Annotated in this window: 19 protein-coding genes; 14 read left to right on the top strand and 5 right to left on the bottom strand. The window is 64.4% G+C overall.

Annotated features, from left to right (window positions below):
• Window positions 1-92: 92 nt before the first annotated feature.
• Genes hemW through rph form a run of 3 tightly spaced genes read right to left on the bottom strand, consistent with a single transcriptional unit; the run spans window position 93 to window position 2,594 of the window.
• Window positions 93-1,247 (bottom strand): radical SAM family heme chaperone HemW, encoded by a 1,155-nt coding sequence (gene hemW, locus NLM15_RS00985; RefSeq protein WP_254114789.1) that lies wholly within the window; start codon window positions 1,245-1,247, stop codon window positions 93-95.
• Complete coding sequence (rdgB, locus tag NLM15_RS00980) at window positions 1,234-1,869, bottom strand: RdgB/HAM1 family non-canonical purine NTP pyrophosphatase (RefSeq protein WP_254114788.1); 636 nt, start codon at window positions 1,867-1,869, stop codon at window positions 1,234-1,236. The genes hemW and rdgB overlap by 14 nt, the downstream gene beginning before the upstream one ends.
• Before the next feature lie 11 nt (window positions 1,870-1,880).
• Entirely contained in the window at window positions 1,881-2,594 is a 714-nt protein-coding gene (gene rph, locus NLM15_RS00975) for a ribonuclease PH (protein WP_247970100.1), read from the bottom strand.
• Between the two features lie 168 nt (window positions 2,595-2,762).
• Between rph and hrcA the strand changes: the two genes are divergently transcribed.
• On the top strand, window positions 2,763-3,851 hold the full coding sequence (gene hrcA, locus NLM15_RS00970) for a heat-inducible transcriptional repressor HrcA (RefSeq protein WP_254114787.1): 1,089 nt from the start codon (window positions 2,763-2,765) through the stop codon (window positions 3,849-3,851).
• A gap of 96 nt (window positions 3,852-3,947) precedes the next feature.
• Window positions 3,948-4,553 (top strand): nucleotide exchange factor GrpE, encoded by a 606-nt coding sequence (gene grpE / locus NLM15_RS00965; RefSeq protein ID WP_254114786.1) that lies wholly within the window; start codon window positions 3,948-3,950, stop codon window positions 4,551-4,553.
• Between the two features lie 136 nt (window positions 4,554-4,689).
• Here grpE and pncA read toward each other — a convergent pair whose 3' ends face one another.
• Window positions 4,690-5,412, bottom strand: coding sequence for a bifunctional nicotinamidase/pyrazinamidase (gene pncA / locus NLM15_RS00960; protein ID WP_254114785.1), 723 nt, complete (start codon window positions 5,410-5,412; stop codon window positions 4,690-4,692).
• A gap of 142 nt (window positions 5,413-5,554) precedes the next feature.
• Window positions 5,555-6,496 carry a hypothetical protein gene (locus NLM15_RS00955; RefSeq protein ID WP_254114784.1) on the bottom strand — a complete coding sequence of 314 codons (942 nt, stop codon included), beginning with the start codon at window positions 6,494-6,496 and terminating at the stop codon, window positions 5,555-5,557.
• A 393-nt stretch (window positions 6,497-6,889) separates the two neighbouring features.
• Between NLM15_RS00955 and dnaK the strand changes: the two genes are divergently transcribed.
• The 12 genes from dnaK (at window position 6,890) to dapB (ending at window position 20,605) form a co-directional block, all read left to right on the top strand.
• Entirely contained in the window at window positions 6,890-8,791 is a 1,902-nt protein-coding gene (dnaK, locus tag NLM15_RS00950; protein ID WP_014490835.1) for a molecular chaperone DnaK, read from the top strand.
• A gap of 245 nt (window positions 8,792-9,036) precedes the next feature.
• Window positions 9,037-10,164 (top strand): molecular chaperone DnaJ, encoded by a 1,128-nt coding sequence (gene dnaJ, locus NLM15_RS00945; protein ID WP_254114783.1) that lies wholly within the window; start codon window positions 9,037-9,039, stop codon window positions 10,162-10,164.
• Window positions 10,165-10,260: 96 nt separating this feature from the next.
• Window positions 10,261-10,860 (top strand): class I SAM-dependent methyltransferase, encoded by a 600-nt coding sequence (locus NLM15_RS00940; protein WP_027561640.1) that lies wholly within the window; start codon window positions 10,261-10,263, stop codon window positions 10,858-10,860.
• Window positions 10,861-10,917: 57 nt separating this feature from the next.
• Window positions 10,918-11,496, top strand: a complete 579-nt coding sequence (locus NLM15_RS00935) for an NADPH-dependent FMN reductase (RefSeq protein ID WP_254114782.1) — start codon at window positions 10,918-10,920, stop codon at window positions 11,494-11,496.
• A gap of 6 nt (window positions 11,497-11,502) precedes the next feature.
• A complete protein-coding gene (pyrF, locus tag NLM15_RS00930; RefSeq protein WP_254114781.1) occupies window positions 11,503-12,213 on the top strand; it encodes an orotidine-5'-phosphate decarboxylase in 711 nt (236 codons plus the stop codon).
• A 22-nt stretch (window positions 12,214-12,235) separates the two neighbouring features.
• Window positions 12,236-12,541, top strand: a complete 306-nt coding sequence (locus tag NLM15_RS00925) for a DUF1330 domain-containing protein (protein ID WP_254114780.1) — start codon at window positions 12,236-12,238, stop codon at window positions 12,539-12,541.
• 355 nt (window positions 12,542-12,896) lie between these two features.
• Window positions 12,897-14,198, top strand: a complete 1,302-nt coding sequence (locus tag NLM15_RS43665) for a calcium-binding protein (RefSeq protein ID WP_305887426.1) — start codon at window positions 12,897-12,899, stop codon at window positions 14,196-14,198.
• A 129-nt stretch (window positions 14,199-14,327) separates the two neighbouring features.
• Window positions 14,328-16,043, top strand: coding sequence for a type I secretion system permease/ATPase (locus tag NLM15_RS00905; protein WP_254114779.1), 1,716 nt, complete (start codon window positions 14,328-14,330; stop codon window positions 16,041-16,043).
• Window positions 16,040-17,404, top strand: a complete 1,365-nt coding sequence (locus NLM15_RS00900) for an HlyD family type I secretion periplasmic adaptor subunit (protein ID WP_254114778.1) — start codon at window positions 16,040-16,042, stop codon at window positions 17,402-17,404. The genes NLM15_RS00905 and NLM15_RS00900 overlap by 4 nt, the downstream gene beginning before the upstream one ends.
• A 180-nt stretch (window positions 17,405-17,584) precedes the next feature.
• Entirely contained in the window at window positions 17,585-18,667 is a 1,083-nt protein-coding gene (locus NLM15_RS00895; RefSeq protein ID WP_254114777.1) for a helix-turn-helix transcriptional regulator, read from the top strand.
• A gap of 29 nt (window positions 18,668-18,696) precedes the next feature.
• Window positions 18,697-19,695, top strand: coding sequence for a M23 family metallopeptidase (locus NLM15_RS00890; protein ID WP_254114776.1), 999 nt, complete (start codon window positions 18,697-18,699; stop codon window positions 19,693-19,695).
• 94 nt (window positions 19,696-19,789) lie between these two features.
• On the top strand, window positions 19,790-20,605 hold the full coding sequence (gene dapB / locus NLM15_RS00885) for a 4-hydroxy-tetrahydrodipicolinate reductase (protein WP_254114775.1): 816 nt from the start codon (window positions 19,790-19,792) through the stop codon (window positions 20,603-20,605).
• The last annotated feature ends 19 nt before the right edge of the window (window positions 20,606-20,624 follow it).

The raw sequence follows: 20,624 nt of genomic DNA, 5'->3' as shown, positions 1-20,624 counted from the left end.
TGGGTTAGCGAAGCGTAACCCACCAACTGCGTTCCGCGTACGCGGAAGCATGGTGGGTTACGCCTTCGGCTAACCCACCCTACGAGACCTCGCTACGCCGCGAGATCCGCGACCACGGCGTCGAGCACCGGGAATCCGCTGCTCGTCACGCGCAGGCGACCTGTCGCATCGACGGTGATCGCGCCTTCCTCGCGCAGCAGCGCGATGCGGCCGGGATCGAGCGGGCGGCCCGAGAGCGCCTTGTAGCGTTCGGGGTCGATGCCCTCGGCGAGCCGCAATCCCATCAGCAAGAATTCGTCGGCGCGCTCTTCGCTGTTGAGAAGATCGTCGGTGACGACGCCATGGCCGTTGGTCTCGACCCGCATCAGCCAGGCTTCGGGGCGCTTTTCGGTGGCGGTGGCATGGCGCACGCCGTCGATGTCGAGGCGGCCATGCGCGCCGGGGCCGATGCCGGCATATTCGTCGCCGCGCCAGTAGACCAGATTGTGCCGGCACTCGGCGCCGCGCCGCGCGTGATTTGAAATCTCGTAGGCAGGCAGGCCGAGCTTGTCACAGGTCTCCTGCGTGACGTCGTAGAGCGCGCGCGCGACGGCTTCGTCCGGCGTCTTCAATTTGCCGGCCTGGTGCAGGCCGAAGAACGGCGTGCCTTCCTCGATCGTCAGTTGATAGAGCGACAGATGCTCGGCGGCTTCGTCGATCGCGAGACGCAACTCGTCGGCCCACATCGCCGGCGTCTGGTCGGGACGGGCATAAATCAGGTCGAACGAATAACGGTCGAATGAGCGGCGCGCGATGGCGACGGCGTCGAGCGCCTCGCGCGCACTGTGCATGCGGCCGAGCGCCTTCAGCGAGGCATCGTCGAGGGCCTGCACGCCGAGCGAGACGCGATTGACGCCGGCGGCGCGATAGCCGGCAAAGCGCGTGGCCTCGACACTGGTCGGGTTCGCCTCCAGCGTCACTTCGACATCGCCCGCGACGGTCCAGTGCTTGCCGATGGCATCGAGCACCGCGCCGACGGTTGCGGGCTGCATCAATGACGGCGTGCCGCCACCGAGGAAGATCGATGTGACCTCGCGGCCGGGCGAACGCTGCGCGGTCGTTGCGATCTCGCGGGCGAAGGCGGAGGCAAAGCGCGCCTCGTCGATCGCGGCGTGGCGGACATGGCTGTTGAAGTCGCAATAGGGGCACTTCGACAGGCAGAACGGCCAGTGCACGTAGACGCCAAAGGCTTCCTTAGCGCGGCTCAAGGCAGATCTCCGCCAGTTTCACGAAGGCGCGGGCGCGGTGCGACAGGGCGAGGCCGAGCGGCGGCAGGCCGTGCTTCTCGATGCTGGTCATCTCGCCGAAGGTGCGGTTGTGACCGTCGGGCAGGAACATCGGATCATAACCGAAGCCGGCGGTGCCGCGCGGCGGCCAGACCAAAGTGCCGTCGACGCGTGCCTCGACCTCCTCGAGATGATCGTCGGGCCAGGCGACGCAGAGCGCGGAGACGAAATGCGCGGTGCGCTTCTCCGGCGCGGTCGCGCCGCGCTCCTGCAACAGACGCTCGATCTGCGCCATTGCCGCGGCAAAATCCTTGTTCGGACCGGCCCAGCGCGCGCTGTAGATGCCGGGCGCGCCGTCGAGCGCGTCGACCACGATGCCGGAATCATCGGCGAAAGACGGGAGCCTGGTCGCCTGCGCCGCCGCGATCGCCTTGATCGCGGCGTTGCTGCGGAAATCGTTGCCGGTCTCTTCGGGCTCGGGGAGGCCGAGCTCACCGGCCGACACCGCCTCGATGCCGTAGGGCGCGAGCAGCTCCTTCATCTCGGCGAGCTTGCCGGGATTGTGGGTCGCGATGACGAGCTTTCCGGTGATTCGGCGGTGCATGGGCCTATTGACTACGCGACAGCCAGTTTCTGCAAGTCCACGAGACGCGCGACGCCCTTGCGCGCCAGCGCCATCAGCGCCAGGAACTCGTCCTGCGTGAACGGCTCGCGTTCCGCGGTGCCCTGCACCTCAATGATGCGGCCATCGCCCGTCATGACGAAATTGGCGTCGGTCTGGGCTTCCGAATCCTCGGCGTAGTCGAGGTCGAGCACGGGCGTGCCGTTGTAGATGCCGCAGGAGATCGCGGCGACGTTGTCGCGCATCACGTTGGCCTTGATCATGTTGCGCGCCTTCATCCAGTTGATGCAATCGGCGAGCGCGACCCAGGCGCCGGTGATCGAAGCGGTACGCGTGCCGCCGTCGGCCTGGAGCACGTCGCAATCGACCGTGATCTGGCGCTCACCGAGCGCTTCGAGATCGACGATGGTGCGAAGCGAGCGGCCGATCAGGCGCTGGATCTCGACGGTGCGGCCGCTTTGCTTGCCGGCGGAGGCCTCGCGGCGGGTGCGTTCGGAGGTCGCGCGCGGCAGCATGCCGTATTCGGCGGTGACCCAGCCGCGGCCCTGGCCCTTCAGCCACGGCGGCAGGCGGTCTTCCAGCGTGGCGGTGACCAGCACATGGGTGTCGCCGAACTTCACGAGGCAGGAGCCTTCCGCATATTTGACCACGCCGCGCTCCAGCGTCACGGGGCGCAATTCGTCGGGCGCACGGCGGCTTGGCCGCATGGGAAATCCTCCAAAACTCTCGGAAAAGGGCTGTTCGCGGTGCTTGTAGGTGGGGTGAGTCGGGAGGACAAGGCTTTTTCGCCCCCGGTTTTCCACCCCGCAAACGCCACGCTTGTCAGAACGGCCCGGGATGGACAAATTATGAGCGTCTGACAGGAGTTACCGTCTGTGGCCCATCACGATCCGATCCATCTGATCGCGCCGCGCGCAGGCCTCGCCCAGCTCAACGAGCGTTCCCGCGACATCTTTCGTCAAATTGTCGAAAGCTATCTCGCGACCGGCGAGCCGGTCGGCTCGCGCAACATCGCGCGCCTGATCGCCATGCCGCTGTCGCCGGCCTCGGTCCGCAATGTGATGGCCGATCTGGAACAGCTCGGCCTGATCTATGCCCCGCACACCTCCGCAGGCCGGCTGCCGACGGAACTCGGCCTGCGCTTCTTCGTCGATGCCCTGATGCAGGTCGGCGACCTCAACGAGGCCGAGCGGCAGTCGATCCAGAGCCAGCTTGCCACCGTCGGCCACGCGCAATCGGTCGAGGCGGCGCTGGATCAGGCGTTGACGCGGCTGTCGGGGCTCACCCGCGCAGCAGCGGTCGTGCTGACGCCGAAATCCAATGCGCGGCTGAAGCACATCGAATTCGTCCGCCTGGAACCGGAAAAGGCGCTGGTGATCCTGGTCGGCGAGGACGGCCAGGTCGAAAACCGCGTGCTGGCGCTGCCGCCCGGGGTTCCCTCCTCCGCGCTCACCGAAGCCGGTAATTTCCTCAATGCGCGGATCCGCGGCCGCACGCTGGCCGAGGCGCGGCTCGAGCTCGAAACCGCGCTCGGCGAAGCCCGTGCCGAGCTCGACCAGCTGACGCAGAAGGTGATTTCGGCCGGTATCGCGAGCTGGTCCGGCGGCGAGAACGAAGACCGCCAGCTCATCGTTCGCGGCCACGCCAATCTGCTCGAGGATCTGCACGCGCTGGAGGATCTGGAACGGGTTCGCCTGCTGTTCGACGATCTCGAGACCAAGCGCGGCGTCATCGACCTTCTGGGACGCGCCGAGACCGCCGAGGGCGTGCGGATCTTCATCGGCAGCGAGAACAAGCTGTTTTCGCTGTCCGGCTCCTCCACGATCATCTCACCCTATCGGGATGCCGCCGGCCATATCGTTGGCGTTTTGGGCGTGATCGGGCCGACCCGGCTGAATTATGCCCGCGTGATCCCGACCGTGGACTACGCCGCCCGCATCGTCAGCCGCCTTTTGGGGGGCTGACCGGCGTTTCCTCCGATCACGGGCGCTTGATTTTCGCAAGCTTAGGCACGATATCCGGGCCAACAATCCCTTGAGATGAGTTTGAGAAGAGAGCCGATGACCGATCGAGACCGGCAGCCCGACGACACGACCCCGCCGACCGGGGAGCCCGTGGTGTCAAAGCCCTACATCATGCCCGACGATCCCGAGCCGGGCTCGGTCGAGCTGTTGCAGAAGGAAGCCGCCGAGGCGCGCGACCGCATGCTGCGGACGCTGGCCGAAATGGAGAATCTGCGCAAGCGCACCGCCAAGGAGGTCGCCGACTCCAAGCTCTACGGCGTCACCGGCTTTGCCCGCGACGTGCTCGACATCGCCGACAACCTCCAGCGCGCGCTCGATGCCGTTCCGGCCGAAGCCCGTGCCGCGGCCGATCCCGGCCTGACTTCGCTGATCGAGGGCGTGGAGCTCACCGAGCGCTCGCTGCTCAACGCGCTGGAAAAGCACGGCGTGAAGAAGTTCGATCCGCAGGGCCAGAAGTTCGACCCGAACTTCCAGCAGGCGATGTACGAGGTGCCGGATGCGTCGGTGCCTGCGGGCACCGTCGTGCAGGTCATGCAGGCCGGCTACACCATCGGCGAGCGCGTGCTGCGCCCGGCCCTGGTCGGTGTCGCCAAGGGTGGCGCGAAGGCCGCGGCCGCCGCCAACAGCAACGAGTCGAACTGATCCTCATGGTGAGGAGGCGCGTCAGCGCCGTCTCGAACCATGCAGGCCCGGCTGTACCAGCTCGGCCTTCATCCTTCGAGACGCGCGCGAAGAAGCGCGCTCCTCAGGATGAGGATTTGGCAGAGGTGTGCGCCGTCTACGCGCTCACCGCGATGTCACCCGACTGAATCCGCTTCACGCCGGCCTTGGCCATATCGGCCCAGGCCTTCGCCAGTGAGCCCTGTGTGTCGATGCCGCGGCAGGCGTCCTCCACCACATAGACCTCGAAGCCCGCCTTGCGTGCGTCGAGCGCGGTCCAGGCGACGCAGAAATCCGTTGCCAATCCCGCAACGAAGACGCGCTTGATCTTGCGGCCCTTCAGGTAACCGGCGAGGCCCGTCGAAGTCTTGCCGTCGGCTTCGAGGAAGGCCGAATAGCTGTCGACGTCCTTGTGAAAGCCCTTGCGGATGATGAGCTCGGCATGCGGGATCGCAAGGTCCTTCGACAGCGCGGCGCCGTCGGTGCCCTGCACGCAATGGTCGGGCCACAGCACCTGCTTGCCGTAAGGCAGATCGACGGTCTCGAACGGCTTCTTGCCGGAATGCACCGAAGCAAACGAGACGTGACCCGGCGTGTGCCAGTCCTGCGTCATCACCACGTTCGCGAACGCTTTCGAGATCTTGTTGATGACGGGCACCACCTGCTCGCCTTCCTTCACGGCCAGGCTGCCGCCGGGCAGGAAGCAGTTCTGCACGTCGATCACGAGCAGCGCGGATGCATCGTCCGGCTTGATCGATGCGGCTGCAAAGAGCGCGGTTGGAGCGAGGGTTGCGAGCGCCGTCGTCCCAAGCGCCGTCAAAATCTGTCGCCGATCCAGCATCGTTCGCCTCCCCTTGTGAGCCAATGGAGACGAAGCCTAGTTCCGCGCGCGAGCGAACAGAAGCCCGAAAATGCAGCCAGGTTTGGTGAGTGCTTGGGCTCTCTTGGTCGTCCCAGCTTCGCCGGGACGACGCCGACTATGCCTACCCCTTCGGCTGGATGCCGTCGCGCACGGCGCGGAAGCGGGTGAAGGCGGCCGACCACTGGTCGCGCGGGGCGCTGGCGATGATGCGCAGCGAGGTGCCGCCGCTCGAGAAGCGGATCCACTGCACCACGGTCACCGGGGTCTTGTCCTTGCCGCTGACGCCGTCGATCCGGGTCTCGAAGCCCTGCTGGCCGTTGATGCGGATCGGCTCCGACATGGTGACGCGGGACTCGCGCACGCCGGGGATCTGCAGCGCGGCCTCCTGGGCGAAGCGGGCGCGGTCGTCGGCCTGCTGCGGGGTGGCGCCGATCAGGCCGAGGATCATGAACGGCTTCGATTCATAGCCCGAGCTCTCGTTGCCGTCGGCCAGGATGATGCTGGCGCCCGGCGCCAGGGTGCGGATGTCCTTGAAGTCGGCGAGATCGGTGATCTTGAACGGCATCAGTCCGATCTGCTCTTCGGCCGAGACCTGCTTGCGGGTGGTGGCGCTGGCAAACATCTGCCGCACCGCCTCGTCGGTGTAGATCCTGGTCGCGTTCTCCGGGATCTGCACGGCGACATAGCCGGAGAAGCCGGCGCCCGGCACGATCATCGAATAGCGCTTCACCGGGGTATCGCCGGCCTTGCCGCTTTCCGTGGTGTAATAGGCCAGACCCGCGGGGGTCTCGATCTTGTCCTGCTTGACGCCGGCGGTGCCGGCGGGATTGGAATTGAAGGCGCTCACGACCTCGCCATAGGCCGCCGGCGGCAGCTCGGTGATCAGCACCTTGACGCTGCCGTCCTCGCTCTCGAAGCCCGGAAAGGTCTTGGCCGTGCTCAGCCCGACCAGCGGCACCATGCCGAGGCGCAAGCCGGGCGGGAAAACGGCGTCGGCGGCAAGCGCCGGAAACGCTGTTGCGGCGAGGAGGGCGAGCGCGGCGAGGGGGCGGATCAGCTTCATGGGCACTCTGATTGGTTCACATTGAGGCCGTTCGATGGTCGGCCATCGGGCCGCTTTGTCGCGCGAAGCCGCCCCAAAGGCGGCTATCCGGCCGCCCGCCTTTTAGCGGGTTTGGCCTTCCGGCAACAGGGCGGGACGGACCGCCGTGGCGGGGCCGGCGACAACCGAACCTGTTAATAATTCCTCACCCGCAAGGGCGGTTGAGCCCGGATATGATCTTCCAAAACCCAATGTTTTCACGGCCGAAACTTGCGTTCGGTCCTTGCAGCCCCCTCCCCCCCTCCTATATGACCCCCAATCATCGCAATATCGCGGATGTTTGATCTTAGGGGGTTTGGATCGGGTGCCTTCTGGGCCCAACCAACCTGCCGCAAAAACAAGGATATCAGGACCATGGGAAAGGTCATTGGGATCGACCTCGGCACCACGAATTCGTGCGTCGCCGTGATGGATGGCAAGAACGCCAAAGTCATCGAGAATTCCGAAGGCATGCGCACGACGCCTTCGATCGTCGCCGTGACGGACGACGGTGAGCGCCTCGTCGGCCAGCCGGCCAAGCGCCAGGCCGTCACCAATCCCGAGCGCACCTTCTTCGCAGTGAAGCGCCTCATCGGCCGCCGCTACGACGACCCGATGGTCGAGAAGGACAAGAAGCTCGTTCCGTACAAGATCGTGAAGGCTTCCAACGGCGACGCCTGGGTCGAGGCCGACGGCCAGACCTACTCGCCCTCGCAGGTGTCTGCGTTCATCTTGCAGAAGATGAAGGAGACCGCGGAAGCCCATCTCGGCCAGAAGGTCGACCAGGCCGTCATCACCGTTCCCGCCTACTTCAACGACGCCCAGCGCCAGGCGACCAAGGACGCCGGCAAGATCGCGGGCCTTGAAGTGCTGCGCATCATCAACGAGCCGACCGCGGCCGCGCTCGCCTATGGTCTGGACAAGACCAAGACCGGCACGATCGCCGTGTACGATCTCGGCGGCGGCACGTTCGATATCTCCATTCTCGAAATCGGCGACGGCGTGTTCGAGGTGAAGTCGACCAACGGCGACACCTTCCTCGGCGGCGAAGACTTCGACATGCGCCTCGTGGGTTATCTGGCCGACGAGTTCCAGAAGGAGCAGGGCATCAACCTGCGCAACGACAAGCTCGCGTTGCAGCGCCTGAAGGAAGCCGCTGAAAAGGCCAAGATCGAGCTGTCGTCGACGACGCAGACCGAAATCAACTTGCCCTTCATCACCGCGGACCAGACCGGCCCGAAGCATCTGACGATGAAGCTCACCCGCGCCAAGTTCGAGGCGCTGGTCGACGACCTCGTCCAGAAGACCGTCGAGCCCTGCCGCAAGGCGCTGAAGGATGCCGGCGTCACCGCCGGCGAGATCGGCGAAGTCGTTCTGGTCGGCGGCATGTCGCGCATGCCGAAGGTCCAGGAAGTCGTGAAGCAGCTGTTCGGCAAGGAGCCGCACAAGGGCGTCAACCCGGACGAAGTCGTGGCGATCGGTGCCGCGATCCAGGCCGGCGTGCTCCAGGGCGACGTCAAGGACGTGCTGCTGCTCGACGTGACCCCGCTGTCGCTGGGCATCGAGACGCTGGGCGGCGTGTTCACCCGCATCATCGACCGCAACACCACGATCCCGACCAAGAAGAGCCAGGTGTTCTCGACCGCCGAGGACAACCAGAACGCGGTCACCATCCGCGTCTTCCAGGGCGAGCGTGAGATGGCGGCCGACAACAAGATGCTCGGCCAGTTCGACCTGATGGGCATTCCGCCGGCCCCGCGTGGCATGCCGCAGATCGAGGTGACCTTCGACATCGACGCCAACGGCATCGTCAACGTCTCGGCCAAGGACAAGGCCACGGCCAAGGAGCAGCAGATCCGCATCCAGGCCTCCGGCGGCCTGTCGGAAGCCGACATCGAGAAGATGGTCAAGGACGCCGAGGCCAATGCCGAGGCGGACAAGAAGCGCCGCGAGGCCGTCACCGCCAAGAACGAGGCGGATGGCCTGGTGCACTCCACCGAGAAGGCCCTGGCCGAGCACGGTTCGAAGGTCGCCGAGACCGAGCGCCGCGCCATCGAGGATGCCGTCAGCGACCTCAAGGAAGCGCTGAAGGGCGACGATGCCGAGGCGATCAAGGCCAAGACCCAGACGCTGGCGCAGGCTTCCATGAAGCTCGGCGAGGCCATGTACAAGCAGCAGGCCGAAGCCGACGCCAAGAAGGACGCGGCCAAGGACGACGTCGTCGACGCGGAGTTCACCGAAGTCGACGACGACAAGAACAACAAGAAGTCCGCCTGAACCCCAAGAGGGTGATGATGCGGACGGCTTGGACCCCACACGCTCAGTCAGCCTCCCCCTTCAAGGGGGAGGCCTTCGTGTCGGGCTCGACGGGCAAGGCGCCCGTTACGATCGATCAATTCCCTATGGTTATGCTCAACGCCGCTTCGCTGCCCTCTGCCGCAGGGCAGAAGGCTGCTTATATCGTCGCGTGGCGACGTTGTTTCGCCCCGACTTGAATCGCGATTGGATAGACCGAGCCCGCCATGTCCACCAAGCGCTGCTATTACGAAACCCTGGAAGTCGAACGCTCTGCCGACGATTCCGTGCTGAAATCGTCCTTCCGCAAGCTTGCGATGAAATTCCACCCGGACCGCAATCCCGGCGACGACACCAGCGAAGTCAAGTTCAAGGAAATCAACGAGGCCTACGAGGTCCTCAAGGACAAGGACAAGCGCGCGGCCTATGACCGTTTCGGCCATGCGGCCTTCGAGCAGGGTGGCCCCGGCGGCGGCGCCGGGTTCGGCGCGGGCTTCGCCTCCTCCTTCTCCGACATCTTCGAAGACCTGTTCGGCATGGCCGGACAGCGCGGCCGCGGCGGCCGCGAGCGCGGCGCCGACCTGCGCTACAACATGGAAATCACGCTCGAGGAGGCCTTTGGCGGCAAGACCGCGCAGATCGAGATTCCGGTCTCGGTCACCTGCGAGGCCTGCTCGGGCATCGGCGCCAAGGCCGGCACCAAGCCGAAGACCTGCTCGACCTGCGGCGGCGCCGGCCGCATGCGGCAGTCACAGGGCTTCTTCACGCTGGAGCGCACCTGCCCGGGCTGTCAGGGCCGCGGCCAGACGATCGAGGATGCCTGCCCGTCCTGCTCCGGACAGGGCCGGGTCACCCGCGAGCGGAATCTGTCGGTCAACATTCCCCCGGGCGTCGAGGACGGCACAAGGATCAGGCTCGCCGGCGAAGGCGAGGCCGGGGTCCGCGGCGGCCCGCCCGGCGACCTCTACATTTTCCTGTCGCTGGCCCAGCACCAGCTCTTCCAGCGCGACGGCGCCGATCTGCATTGCCGGGTGCCGATCTCGATGGTGACGGCCGCCCTCGGCGGCGAATTCGAGGTGCCAACCATCGACAGCGGCAAAACCAAGGTGAAGGTGCCGGCCGGAACCCAGTCGGGTCGCCGTTTCCGCATTGCAGCAAAAGGCATGCCGGTGCTGCGCTCGCGCCAGATGGGCGACATGTATGTCCAGGTCGCGGTCGAGACCCCGCAGAATCTCACCAAGAAACAGCAGGAATTGCTGGCCGAGTTCGAGAAGCTCTCCTCGGGCAATACCCAGCCGGAGTCCGTCGGCTTCTTCGCCAAGGTCAAGGATCTGTTCAGTAATCGGGCGAGCTGACTCGTCTTGACCGTATCGTCTTCGGCCTATACCTGTTTATGACCATTTTCTGACACGCCGCGGTCTCGCGGTCCCGCGGTCCAGTCCGGTCCTGACATGCCATTGCCATCGTCCGCGCGTGCGTTGAAGAAGCCTCGTCTCGATGACGAGGTGCGTTTTCTCCGATCATGGATCGAAAAGCCCCTGCACATGGGCGCGGTGATGCCGTCGGGCAAGCTGCTGGCCCGGACCATGGCGCATTACGTCGATATCGACTCGGACGCACCTGTGGTCGAGCTCGGTCCCGGCACCGGCGCCATCACCTCGGCCCTGGTCGAGCGCGGCGTCGACCAGAAGCGCCTCGTCCTCGTCGAATATAATCCCGGCTTCTGCGCGCTGCTGCGCGATCGCTATCCGCAGGCCAAGGTGGTGCAGGGCGATGCCTATCGCCTGCGCGACACGCTCTGGAACGTGTTGAGCGCGCCCGCTTCCGCGGTCGTCTCCGGCCTGCCGCTCGTGACAAAACCGATGCTGACGCGGTTGCGGCTGATCCGCGACGCCTTCACGGCGCTGGCGCCGGGCGCGCCCTTCGTCCAGTTCACCTATGCGGTGGTCCCGCCGATCCCGAAATCGCTGCCCGGCGTGTCCACAGAGGCTTCGGAACGGATCTGGATGAACCTTCCGCCGGCCCGCGTCTGGGTGTATCGCAAGGACTAATTCCGTCGGCATCGTTCTTTGCGCGGCGGGCTCGTTTCGCCGAACGCATGGAAGCGGATGTCCGCACCCAAAATCCTGGTCATTCCCGGCTCGCTGCGCACCGGCTCGCACAATGCGAAGCTGGCGGCGGTCGCCGCCCATGAATTCGCCCTGGCCGGCGTCGACGTCACCCGTGTCTCGCTCGCCGATTTTCCGTTGCCGATCTATGACGGCGATCTCCAGGCCAAATCAGGCGTGCCGAAGCACGCGATCAATCTCAAGCGCATGATCGGCACGCATCACGGCGTGCTGTTCGTCTCGCCCGAATACAACGCCTCGGTGCCGCCGCTGCTGAAGAACGCGATCGACTGGGTCAGCCGCGTGCAGGATCCGCACGAGGCGCGCGGCGATGTTTTCCGCGGCCGTGCCTTCGCGCTCGCCGGCGCGTCGCAGAGCCGGCTCGGTGCGGCCCGTGCACTGCAGGCGTTGCGGCTGATCCTGACATCCTGCCACGCCAATGTGATTGCCAGCCAGCTCACGCTCGCCTTTGCCGACCAGGCCTATGACGATATGGACAAGCTCAAGAACGAAGGCGACATCGCCGCGTTGAAGGAGCTGGTGCGGCAGTTGATCGACATTTCCCAACGCATGATGTGAGGTGACATGACGCCAGCCGAGATCGCCCCGAAGGACCGCCTGATCGTTGCGCTCGATCTGCCCAGCGTCGATGCCGCGGAGGCGATGATCGCAAGGCTCGGCGACAGCGTCACCTTCTACAAGATCGGCTATCAGCTCGCTTATGCCGGCGGCCTGCCGCTGATCGGCAAGCTCGCCGACAAGGGCAAGAAGGTGTTTGCCGACCTCAAGATGCACGACATCGGCAACACGGTGACGCGCGGCGTCGAGAGTGTCGCCAGGCTGGGCGCGACGTTCCTCACCGTGCACGCCTATCCGCAGACCATGAAGGGCGCCGTCGAAGGCCGCGGCGGCGCGAGCCTGAAGATCCTCGCCGTCACCGTGCTGACGTCCTACAACGACGACGATCTGCACGCGGCCGGCTATCGCCTGAGCGTCTCCGAGCTCGTCGAAGCGCGCGCGCAGCAGGCGCAGGTGCTCGGCGTCGACGGGCTGGTGTCATCGCCCGAAGAGGTCGGCGCCTTGCGCAAGATCGTCGGTCACCAGATGAGCCTCGTTACTCCCGGCATCCGGCCGGCGGGCGCGGCGAGCGGCGATCAGAAACGCATCATGACGCCGGGCCGTGCGATCACTGCCGGCGCCGATTATCTCGTCGTCGGGCGGCCGGTAGTGGAAGCTGCCGATCCGAAGGCTGTCGCCGAGGCCATCCAGGTCGAGATCGCGCAAGCGCTCGGCTGAACAACAAACCAGGAGAAGAAGAATGGCAGCAAAGGGCTATTGGATCGGACGCGTCGACGTGTCCAATGACGAGGGCTACAAGCCCTATGCGGTCGCCAATCTCGCGATCTTCAAGAAATTCGGCGCCCGCTACGTCGTTCGCGGCGGCCGCTTCACCACCGTCGAAGGTCAGAGCCGCACGCGCAACGTCGTGATCGAATTTCCCGACTACGAGACCGCGATCGCCTGCTACAACTCGCCGGAATACCAGGCCAACATCAAGGTGCGCCAGCCGCACTCCATCGCCGACCTCATCATCATCGAGGGCTATGACGGCCCGCAGCCCTGAAGACGGATTGTCACGAAAGCATATCCCGCTTTGACGCGAGCATATCCGGCTCTCGCGGACAGAACGCGCATACGATGATCGTGCGCGATCGGGAGATCGCCTTGACGGCCTCATTCGATCGAACGAGTGAGGCCGTTCGCAGCTGAGATGAAGACCTCATTGGGTCCACCAGCTTGTCGTATTCTTTTGTCCCCAAATGGGGATTGCTGCATCGCTCTCCTTTCATCCAAGGTTGCTTGATTGGAGCCCACGCCGATCGGTGATGGGTATCAAGCCAAACCCGAAATCTGCGACGTCCATGACGGGCCGCAATGCGCCCCGTGTCGCGCATTTCCATGCAAAGGGAGCGGAGATCATGGCAGTGATCATCGGAACAGCAGGCGACGATGTATTGCCTGGCACAGCTGCGGACGATCAGATCTTTGGCCTTCAAGGTAACGACACCATTACTGGCCTGGCTGGCAATGATACCGCAAGCGGCGGCGCGGGCGACGATTCCATCGATGGCGGTACCGGCAACGACACCCTGGATGGAAATGCCGGTATCGATACCATCACCGGTGGCGATGGCGATGACACGATCAATGGCGGCGCGGGCGATGACACGCTGAACGGAAATGCCGGCGTCGACGTCATCCATGGCGACCAAGGCAACGACACCATCGATGGCGGAACCGGCGCTGATCAGCTCTTTGGTGACGCCGGCGACGACGGCATCCACGGCGGCGACGGCAATGATGACATTCATGGCGGCGCGGGTGCCGACACCCTGTGGGGCGACGCCGGCGACGATACGTTGAGCGGCGACGCCGGCGATGACGTCTTGAACGGCGGCGACGGTAACGACGCACTCACCGGTGGCTTCGGAGATGACACTCTGAATGGCGATGCCGGCAACGACACGCTGAGCGGCGGCCTTGGCAATGACCTGCTGAATGGCGGTACCGGTGACGACGTCCTGAACGGCGGTTTGGGCGCCGATACGCTGAATGGCGACGACGGCAACGACACCATGCATGGCGACGCGGGCGACGACATCATGGATGGCGGCGCCGGTAACGATACGATGTTCGGCGATGCCGGCGACGATGAAATGGCCGGCGGCGCGGGTAACGATGCCATGAGCGGCGGTGCCGGTGATGACGAACTCGCCGGCGGAACCGGTAACGATACGCTCGAAGGGAACGCCGGTGATGACACGCTCGACGGCGGCGACGGCACCGATACCCTGAATGGCAATGCTGGAGCCGATATCCTCTCGGGAGGCAATGGCAATGACACCTTGAGCGGCGGTGACGGTGACGACGAGTTGGACGGCGGCAACGGCGCCGACGTCCTCAACGGCGGACTCGGCGACGATGTGCTGACGGGAGGTGCGGGTACCGACACGCACAATTTCGGCGACAACACGGCTACCAACTTCGGCAATGATGAAGTCACCGATCTCAGCTTCGCCGACGGCGATGCCGTTGTTGTCGATGCTCCGCCAGGCTTTGACCCGGCTACGGTGGTCGTGGACGACGACGGCACCAACACCGTGCTGGATTTCGGCTTCGGTGCCATCCAGCTCGACGGCGTCACGGGCGGTGCGACGCCGTTCGAATCGATTGACGACATCAACACTGCCGCTGGTTACGACGCCATCGCAGTTGTCTAGCTCCAGCCCGCGGGGCGGCCGTCAGGCCGCCCCGCCCGCTCTGCATTTTGTTCCAGTCAGTGATAGTGCCGGCCAGTTATGTATTCGCGTAACCGTGGTGCGATCCCAGCATCTGACCAGAGATTGCTGGTGACCTTGATTCCGGGACGATCCGCGTTGGGGTGGATCGTCTGCTTTAGCGTGTCCGTAAACCTGCTGCTCCTGGTCGTACCTTTCTATTCGATCGAGGTGTTCGACCGTGTGCTCAGCAGCGGCAGCATTGAGACGCTTGTCGGCCTCACCGTCATCGCCGTGGGTGCCCTCGCCTTCAGCGCTGCGTTCGACACGTTTCGTAACCGCCTGTTGAGCCGGTTCGCCGTCGGGTTCGAGCACTGCCTCGCTCCGATCATCCTTGAAGGCAGCATCACCGGCGCGGCGCCGGCCGACGGCCGGCCGCATGATCTCGTCAAGCTTCGCGAGCTGAGAACCTTCCTGTCGAGCGGAACGGTGACATCGCTGATAGATGCGCCATTCCTTCCGGTGTTTATTCTCATCCTGTTCTTCCTGCACCCCTGGTATGGCATCATCGCCCTGATCGGGGTGGGGATCCTGCTGGCGATGGGCGTTGCAAGCCACTGGATCGCGCGCGGTGAAATCGCGCAGGCTTCGCAGGCCGCGTTGAAGACGCAGGCGTTGCTCGATGGAATCGTCCGGCACTCCGGCGTGGTGCGGGCGATGGGCTGGACCCGAGGCGCCATCCGCGCGTTCATGAGCCTCAACGACGAAGCCCTGTCTCCGGTCGTGCGGGCCAGCGAACGCATCTACACGATCACGGCCGCCGCGCGAATGGTCAGGACCATCCTGCAGATTGCCGCGATCGGCGCCGGTGCCTGGCTCGTGCTCCAGAACGAGGTGCTGTCCGGCAGTCTGATCGCGAGTTCGATCCTGATCGCCCGCACATTGCAGCCCATGGAAGGGTTGGTTTCGGCCTGGCGCGCGTTGGCATCTGCGCAGGACGCCTGGACGCAAGTCTGCAACGCCGCCATGCCGGTTCTTGCGCGCTCGCAGAAGACGCTGCTTCCGCCGCCGTCCGGCATTCTCCAGGTCGAACGGGTGACATTCCGGATTGGCGGCGTGCAGCGTCCCATTCTCGCGGGCATCTCATTTCAGTGCCGCCCTTCCGAACTTGTCGTCGTGATCGGACCGACCGGCGCTGGAAAGTCCACATTGCTGCGCTTGATGGCAGGCCTCGAGCGGCCGAGCACCGGCACGATCCGGCTGGACCGCGCAGCACTCCATAACTGGGATCCCGATCAGCTTGGGCAATTCGTCGGCTATCTTCCCCAGGACGTGCAGCTCCTGGGCGGAACGGTGGCCGAAGCCATTGCCGGGTTCAATGAATGCGCACAGGACAAGGCTATCGTCGCCGCGGCCATGCTTGCGCAGGCGCATGAAATGATCCTGTCCCTTCCGGCCGGCTATCAGACCGAGATCGGCCGCGACGGCAGCAGGCTGTCCGGTGGCCAGCGCCAGCGCATTGGTCTTGCGCGTGCCTTCTTTGGCGATCGCAAATTGATCCTGCTGGATGAGCCCAATGCCAATCTCGACCCGGACGGCGAAGAAGCGTTGTGCTCCGCCATTCTATCAGCCAAGGCCCGCGGCGCAGCATCGGTGATCGTGACCCACCGGCCGCGCCTGTTGACCATCGCAGATGCCGTGCTCCTCTTGAGGGACGGCAACCAGATCACCTTCGGCCCCCCCTATGAGGTTCTTCGCACCCAGCGGCCGGCACCGGTCCCCACTCGGGCCGTGGTCCCTCGCGATGCCGAACCGCAGAGGCTGACGGGGTGGAGAGCGGGGCCATGACGCAGACTGGTCAAACCATCGCGATGCCCGCGCCTGTCGCTGGCCCCCGGCCGAAGTCCTGGCCGACGGAGCAACCGCGATCCGACATGCGACGGATCATCGCCTGGGGTTGCGTGCTGCTCGTCCTGCAATTTTGCGGCTTCGGCTTGTGGGCAACCACGGTTCCGCTCCGTGGCGCGGTCATGGCGCCGGGATTCATCAAGGTGCATTCGAAGCGCAAGGCAGTGCAACATCTGGAAGGCGGGATCATCAAGTCGATCTATGTGCGGGAAAACGATCACGTCGAAGCCGGGCAACTCATTGCACGGCTCGACACCGCGCAGATCGAAGGCACTCTTGGCTCCCTTGAGACAAAGTTCTTCGCGGACCTCGCGATGGAGGCCCGTCTGGCAGCTGAGCAAGACGGTGCGAAATCAATCCGGTTTCCGGACGAATTGCGCGAGAGTGCAGCTCGTCCCTCCGCCCGTATCGCCATTCAAACCCAGGAGGCTGAATTTGCCGCGCGACTGGCGGCGATTGAAAACGAGCGCAAGGTGATCGATCAGCAGATGCTGCAAAACGCCGACTCCATCCGCGGCCTGGAGAGCAACACGCAAGGGCTCGAACAACAACTCGTATTACTCCGAGAGGAGATCTCCGATACGAGCTATCTGCTCGCGAAGGGCCTCGCTCGAAAACCGCGTGTGCTGGCGTTGAAGCGTGCCGAAGCCGAGGCCACCGGACAGGTCGATCGCAACGCCGCGTCAATTTCTGAGATGCAGGGCAAGATCGCGGAGTTGCAGGACAGACGCCGGCAGCTCGGGTTCAACCAGAATCAGGATATCGCCAAGCAGCGCCACGCGACCAGCGAGGAAATCGGCGACCTCAGACATCGAATTGCCGCGTTGCGCTCCCAGCTTGTTCGGTCTGAACTGCGTGCCCCGGAAAGTGGAAGGATCGTCGGTCTCAATAGCAGAGACCTCAACGCCGTGCTTGGACCTCGGGAAACCCTGATGGAAATCGTTCCGACGCAAGATCGGCTTGTCATCGAGGCGACATTGAAGCCTGCGGATCGGGAAGAGGTCTATGTCGGACAGATGGCGCGCGTGCGGGTTCACGCGCTGAATATTCGTCGCCGGCCGATGCTCGAGGGAAGGGTCGTCGGCGTTGCGGCAGACGCACTGACAGACTCCAAGTCCGGCGTGAGCTCTTACCTGGCCGAGGTTGAGCTGGACCCCAAGGCGCCAACAGCCTCCTACATCTCGACATTGATGCCTGGAATGCCTGTCGAGATTTTTGTCGAGACGGGGGAACGAACCTTTGCGGAATATCTTTTGCAGCCAATGACGCTACGGATCAACCGTGCGTTCAGGGAGAATTAAAAGCGCTGGTAAGGGGTGGGCCGGCCTACGAGGGAGGCGACCGTGCATGAGTGCAGTAAGGCACTACCTTCCGCACAGGATGATTTTCGTTCTGATCGCGTCGAGCGCGCCTCGAAGCAGGCCAATGACGGATGCGGTCCATCAGGACCAGGTCCGGAGCCACGTCCGCAACAGACCGCAATGGAATATTTCGCGAAGGCCATGGCGGAATTGCTCGGCTGCAGGAATTGTTACGTAGCCCTGATATCCGGCTCCGGACTGGAAGAAGTCAGAATTGGAGACGCCCCTACCGATCCGTCATGTCCGACAATGGTCGAGCGCTTCGCGCGCAAGGGCATAGCCGATGATGTTGCCTCGCTTGAGCCGGTCAATTCCCGGACCTCCTTCGTGCGGAAGTTGATCGGCGCTGAACCCCCGATCAATGGTCATTCGGTCATTGGCAGGTTTGCGTCCAGTGAGCGCGCCACTGTCGTATTCGTGGCCGGATGGCGGCCGGCCGCGCTTGCGGCAGCCGAGATTCCCGGTCTGGCGCATACCGTGCGCCCGATATGGAAGGCGGCTCATTCAATGGCCCGGCAAAAGCCGGGGCATGTCGATGCGCAGATATGGCTCGAAGAGCTGACCTTTCCCGCCATCGTCGCGGACCAGGCTCTGCACGTTTACGCTGTCAATCGTGGTGGACGAATGCTGCTTGCCAAGCGCGAGCTGCTAAGGATGGACGGAGGAAAGCTCGCTGGCTCGTGCGGTTCCGTGACCGAAAGCTTGCGAGGGGCGATCGCGAAGGTGCTCGTTGAGAGCGTGACCCACGGAGGTTGCAATACTACGGTACCGCTTTCGACGGATCGTCAGCAATTCGCCTTCGCCAAGATCGGCGCTGTCCCAACGCATGACGAGCTGGGAAAGGCCCTCATCGTCGTGCCGCAATTCGATGACGTGCAGGGCGCGCACTGCATCGCATCTGCCTTCGGGTTGAACTGGGCCGAGGAAAGAATCGTCGGCCGGATTCTCCAATTCCAGTGCCCTCGCGATATTGGAGCCGCGCTACGACTAACCGAGGCAACGGTGCGGACCTACACCAAGAGGATCATGCTCAAATTGGGTATCAATCGACAGTCGGAATTCTTTCTTCTGTATCATCTCACCCAGTCGCCTTTTGGCGCTGGCAGGCGCGAGAACCCGATGATCCGGCCGGCCTCCGACAGCCGATTGATCGACGACGATCCGATGGGATTGCGGACGGCGGACAAGCGTTCGCCTGATTGAGTGCAGGGAGCTCCGTGAGGTCGAGCCGCATGAGCTGCGCAGGTTTCCTCTATCGGGCGCTCGCTGCCCTGGCATTGGCGGGGACCGGCTTCCATGCCGATGCCCAGGGCATCCAATTGGCGCTTCCGATTGATTGCGAGCCTGGCCGTTCCTGCTACATCCAGAATTACACCGATCTTGATCCGTCCCGGTCGGCGCGAGATTACAAATGCGGCACGCTGACCTATGACAACCACAACGGCACCGACTTTCGCCTGCCCTCACTGGCAGCGCAAAAGGCCGGCGTGGAAGTGCGCACAGCGGCAGGCGGTCGCGTTCTTCGGACACGCAACGATGCTCCGGACGACGCTTTCACGAAATCGGGACGCGACGCGGTGCGCGAGGCCGAATGCGGCAATGGAATCGTCATCGAGCATCCGGAGCAGTGGGAAACCCAGTACTGCCACCTGGCCGCCGGCAGTGTGCTGGTCAAGCCGGGAGACAAGGTCGAACCGGGACAGCCGATCGGCCGCGTCGGTCTCTCCGGCCTCACGGAATATCCTCACCTGCATTTCACCGTGAGGCACAACGGCGCGGTCGTTGATCCCTTCGCGTATGGCGTTCGTCCAGAGTCCTGCGAGGGCGGTCAATCCCTCTGGCTTCCCTCCCTCCGCTCGAAACTCGAGTATCAGGAACGCGCCATCCTCAATGCAGGCTTTACGACCGGTCCGGTCACGATGGAACTCATCGAGGACGGTACTGCCGAGCGGCAAACGCCGTCCGCCAGTTCGACCGCAATCGTCGCGTTCGTGCGCGCGATCGGGCTGAAGGCGGGCGACGCGCAATGGCTCGTCGTCAAGGATCCCCTCGGGAATGTCATTGCGGAAAATCGGTCTGCGCCGCTTCAGGGCAGCAAGGCGCAATTCATGCTGTTCGCGGGGAAGAAGCGTCCCGCTGGCGGTTGGGACCGTGGTTCCTACAAGGCCACTTATGTTGTCGAGCGCGACGGCCAAATCGTGCTCAAGAAGGACCTGGATCTCGTGCTCTAGCCCTACCTGTGTCCCAGCCGCCGCGGGCGGTTTAGAGGCCTGATCGGTTGCCGGAACGGCTCGCTCCCGCTATAGGGCGTGGAGAGGGTGAGCCATGTCCGATATGCGTTTGATTGTTGCTGGGGCCGGCGGCCGGATGGGCCGGGCGCTGACACGAGCGATTGCCGAGAGCAAGGGCGCGGTGCTGGCCGGCGCGCTGGAGGCACCGGGCTCCGAGCTGCTCGGCAAGGATGCCGGCGTGCTCGCGGGCCTCCCCGCCAATGACATCAAGCTCTCCGCCGACCTCTGGGCGATGTCGAAAGACGCCGACGGCATCCTGGATTTCACCGTGCCGGCGGCGACCATCGCCAATGTCGCGATCGCGGCCCAGCGCGGCCTCGTGCACGTCATCGGCACCACCGGCCTTTCGGGCTCCGATGATGCCGTGATCAAGAGCGTCACCAACCGCGCAGTGGTCGTGAAGTCGGGCAACATGAGCCTCGGGGTCAACCTGCTCGCGGCGGTGGTCAAGCGCGTCGCCAAGGCGCTCGACGAGAGTTTCGATATCGAGGTCGTGGAGACGCATCACCGCATGAAGGTCGATGCGCCCTCGGGCACCGCGCTCATGCTGGGCCAGGCGGCCGCCGCCGGCCGCGGCATCACGCTCGACGAGCATTCGGCGCGCGGTCGTGACGGCATCACCGGCGCGCGCCGGCCGGGCGACATCGGCTTTGCGTCGCTACGCGGTGGCACCGCGGCCGGTGATCACACCGTGATGTTCGCGGGTCCGTTCGAGCGGTTGACGCTGTCGCATCACGCCGAGGACCGCATGCTGTTCGCCCATGGTGCGCTGAAGGCGGCGCTGTGGGCGCATGGCAAGAGCCCCGGGCTCTATTCGATGGCCGACGTGCTTGGCCTCTCCGACATCTGAAAAAAAACGGAAAGCAGTT

This window comes from Bradyrhizobium sp. CCGB20 (assembly GCF_024199855.1).
GTDB lineage: Bacteria > Pseudomonadota > Alphaproteobacteria > Rhizobiales > Xanthobacteraceae > Bradyrhizobium.
This window is presented reverse-complemented; position numbering and strand designations above follow the sequence as displayed.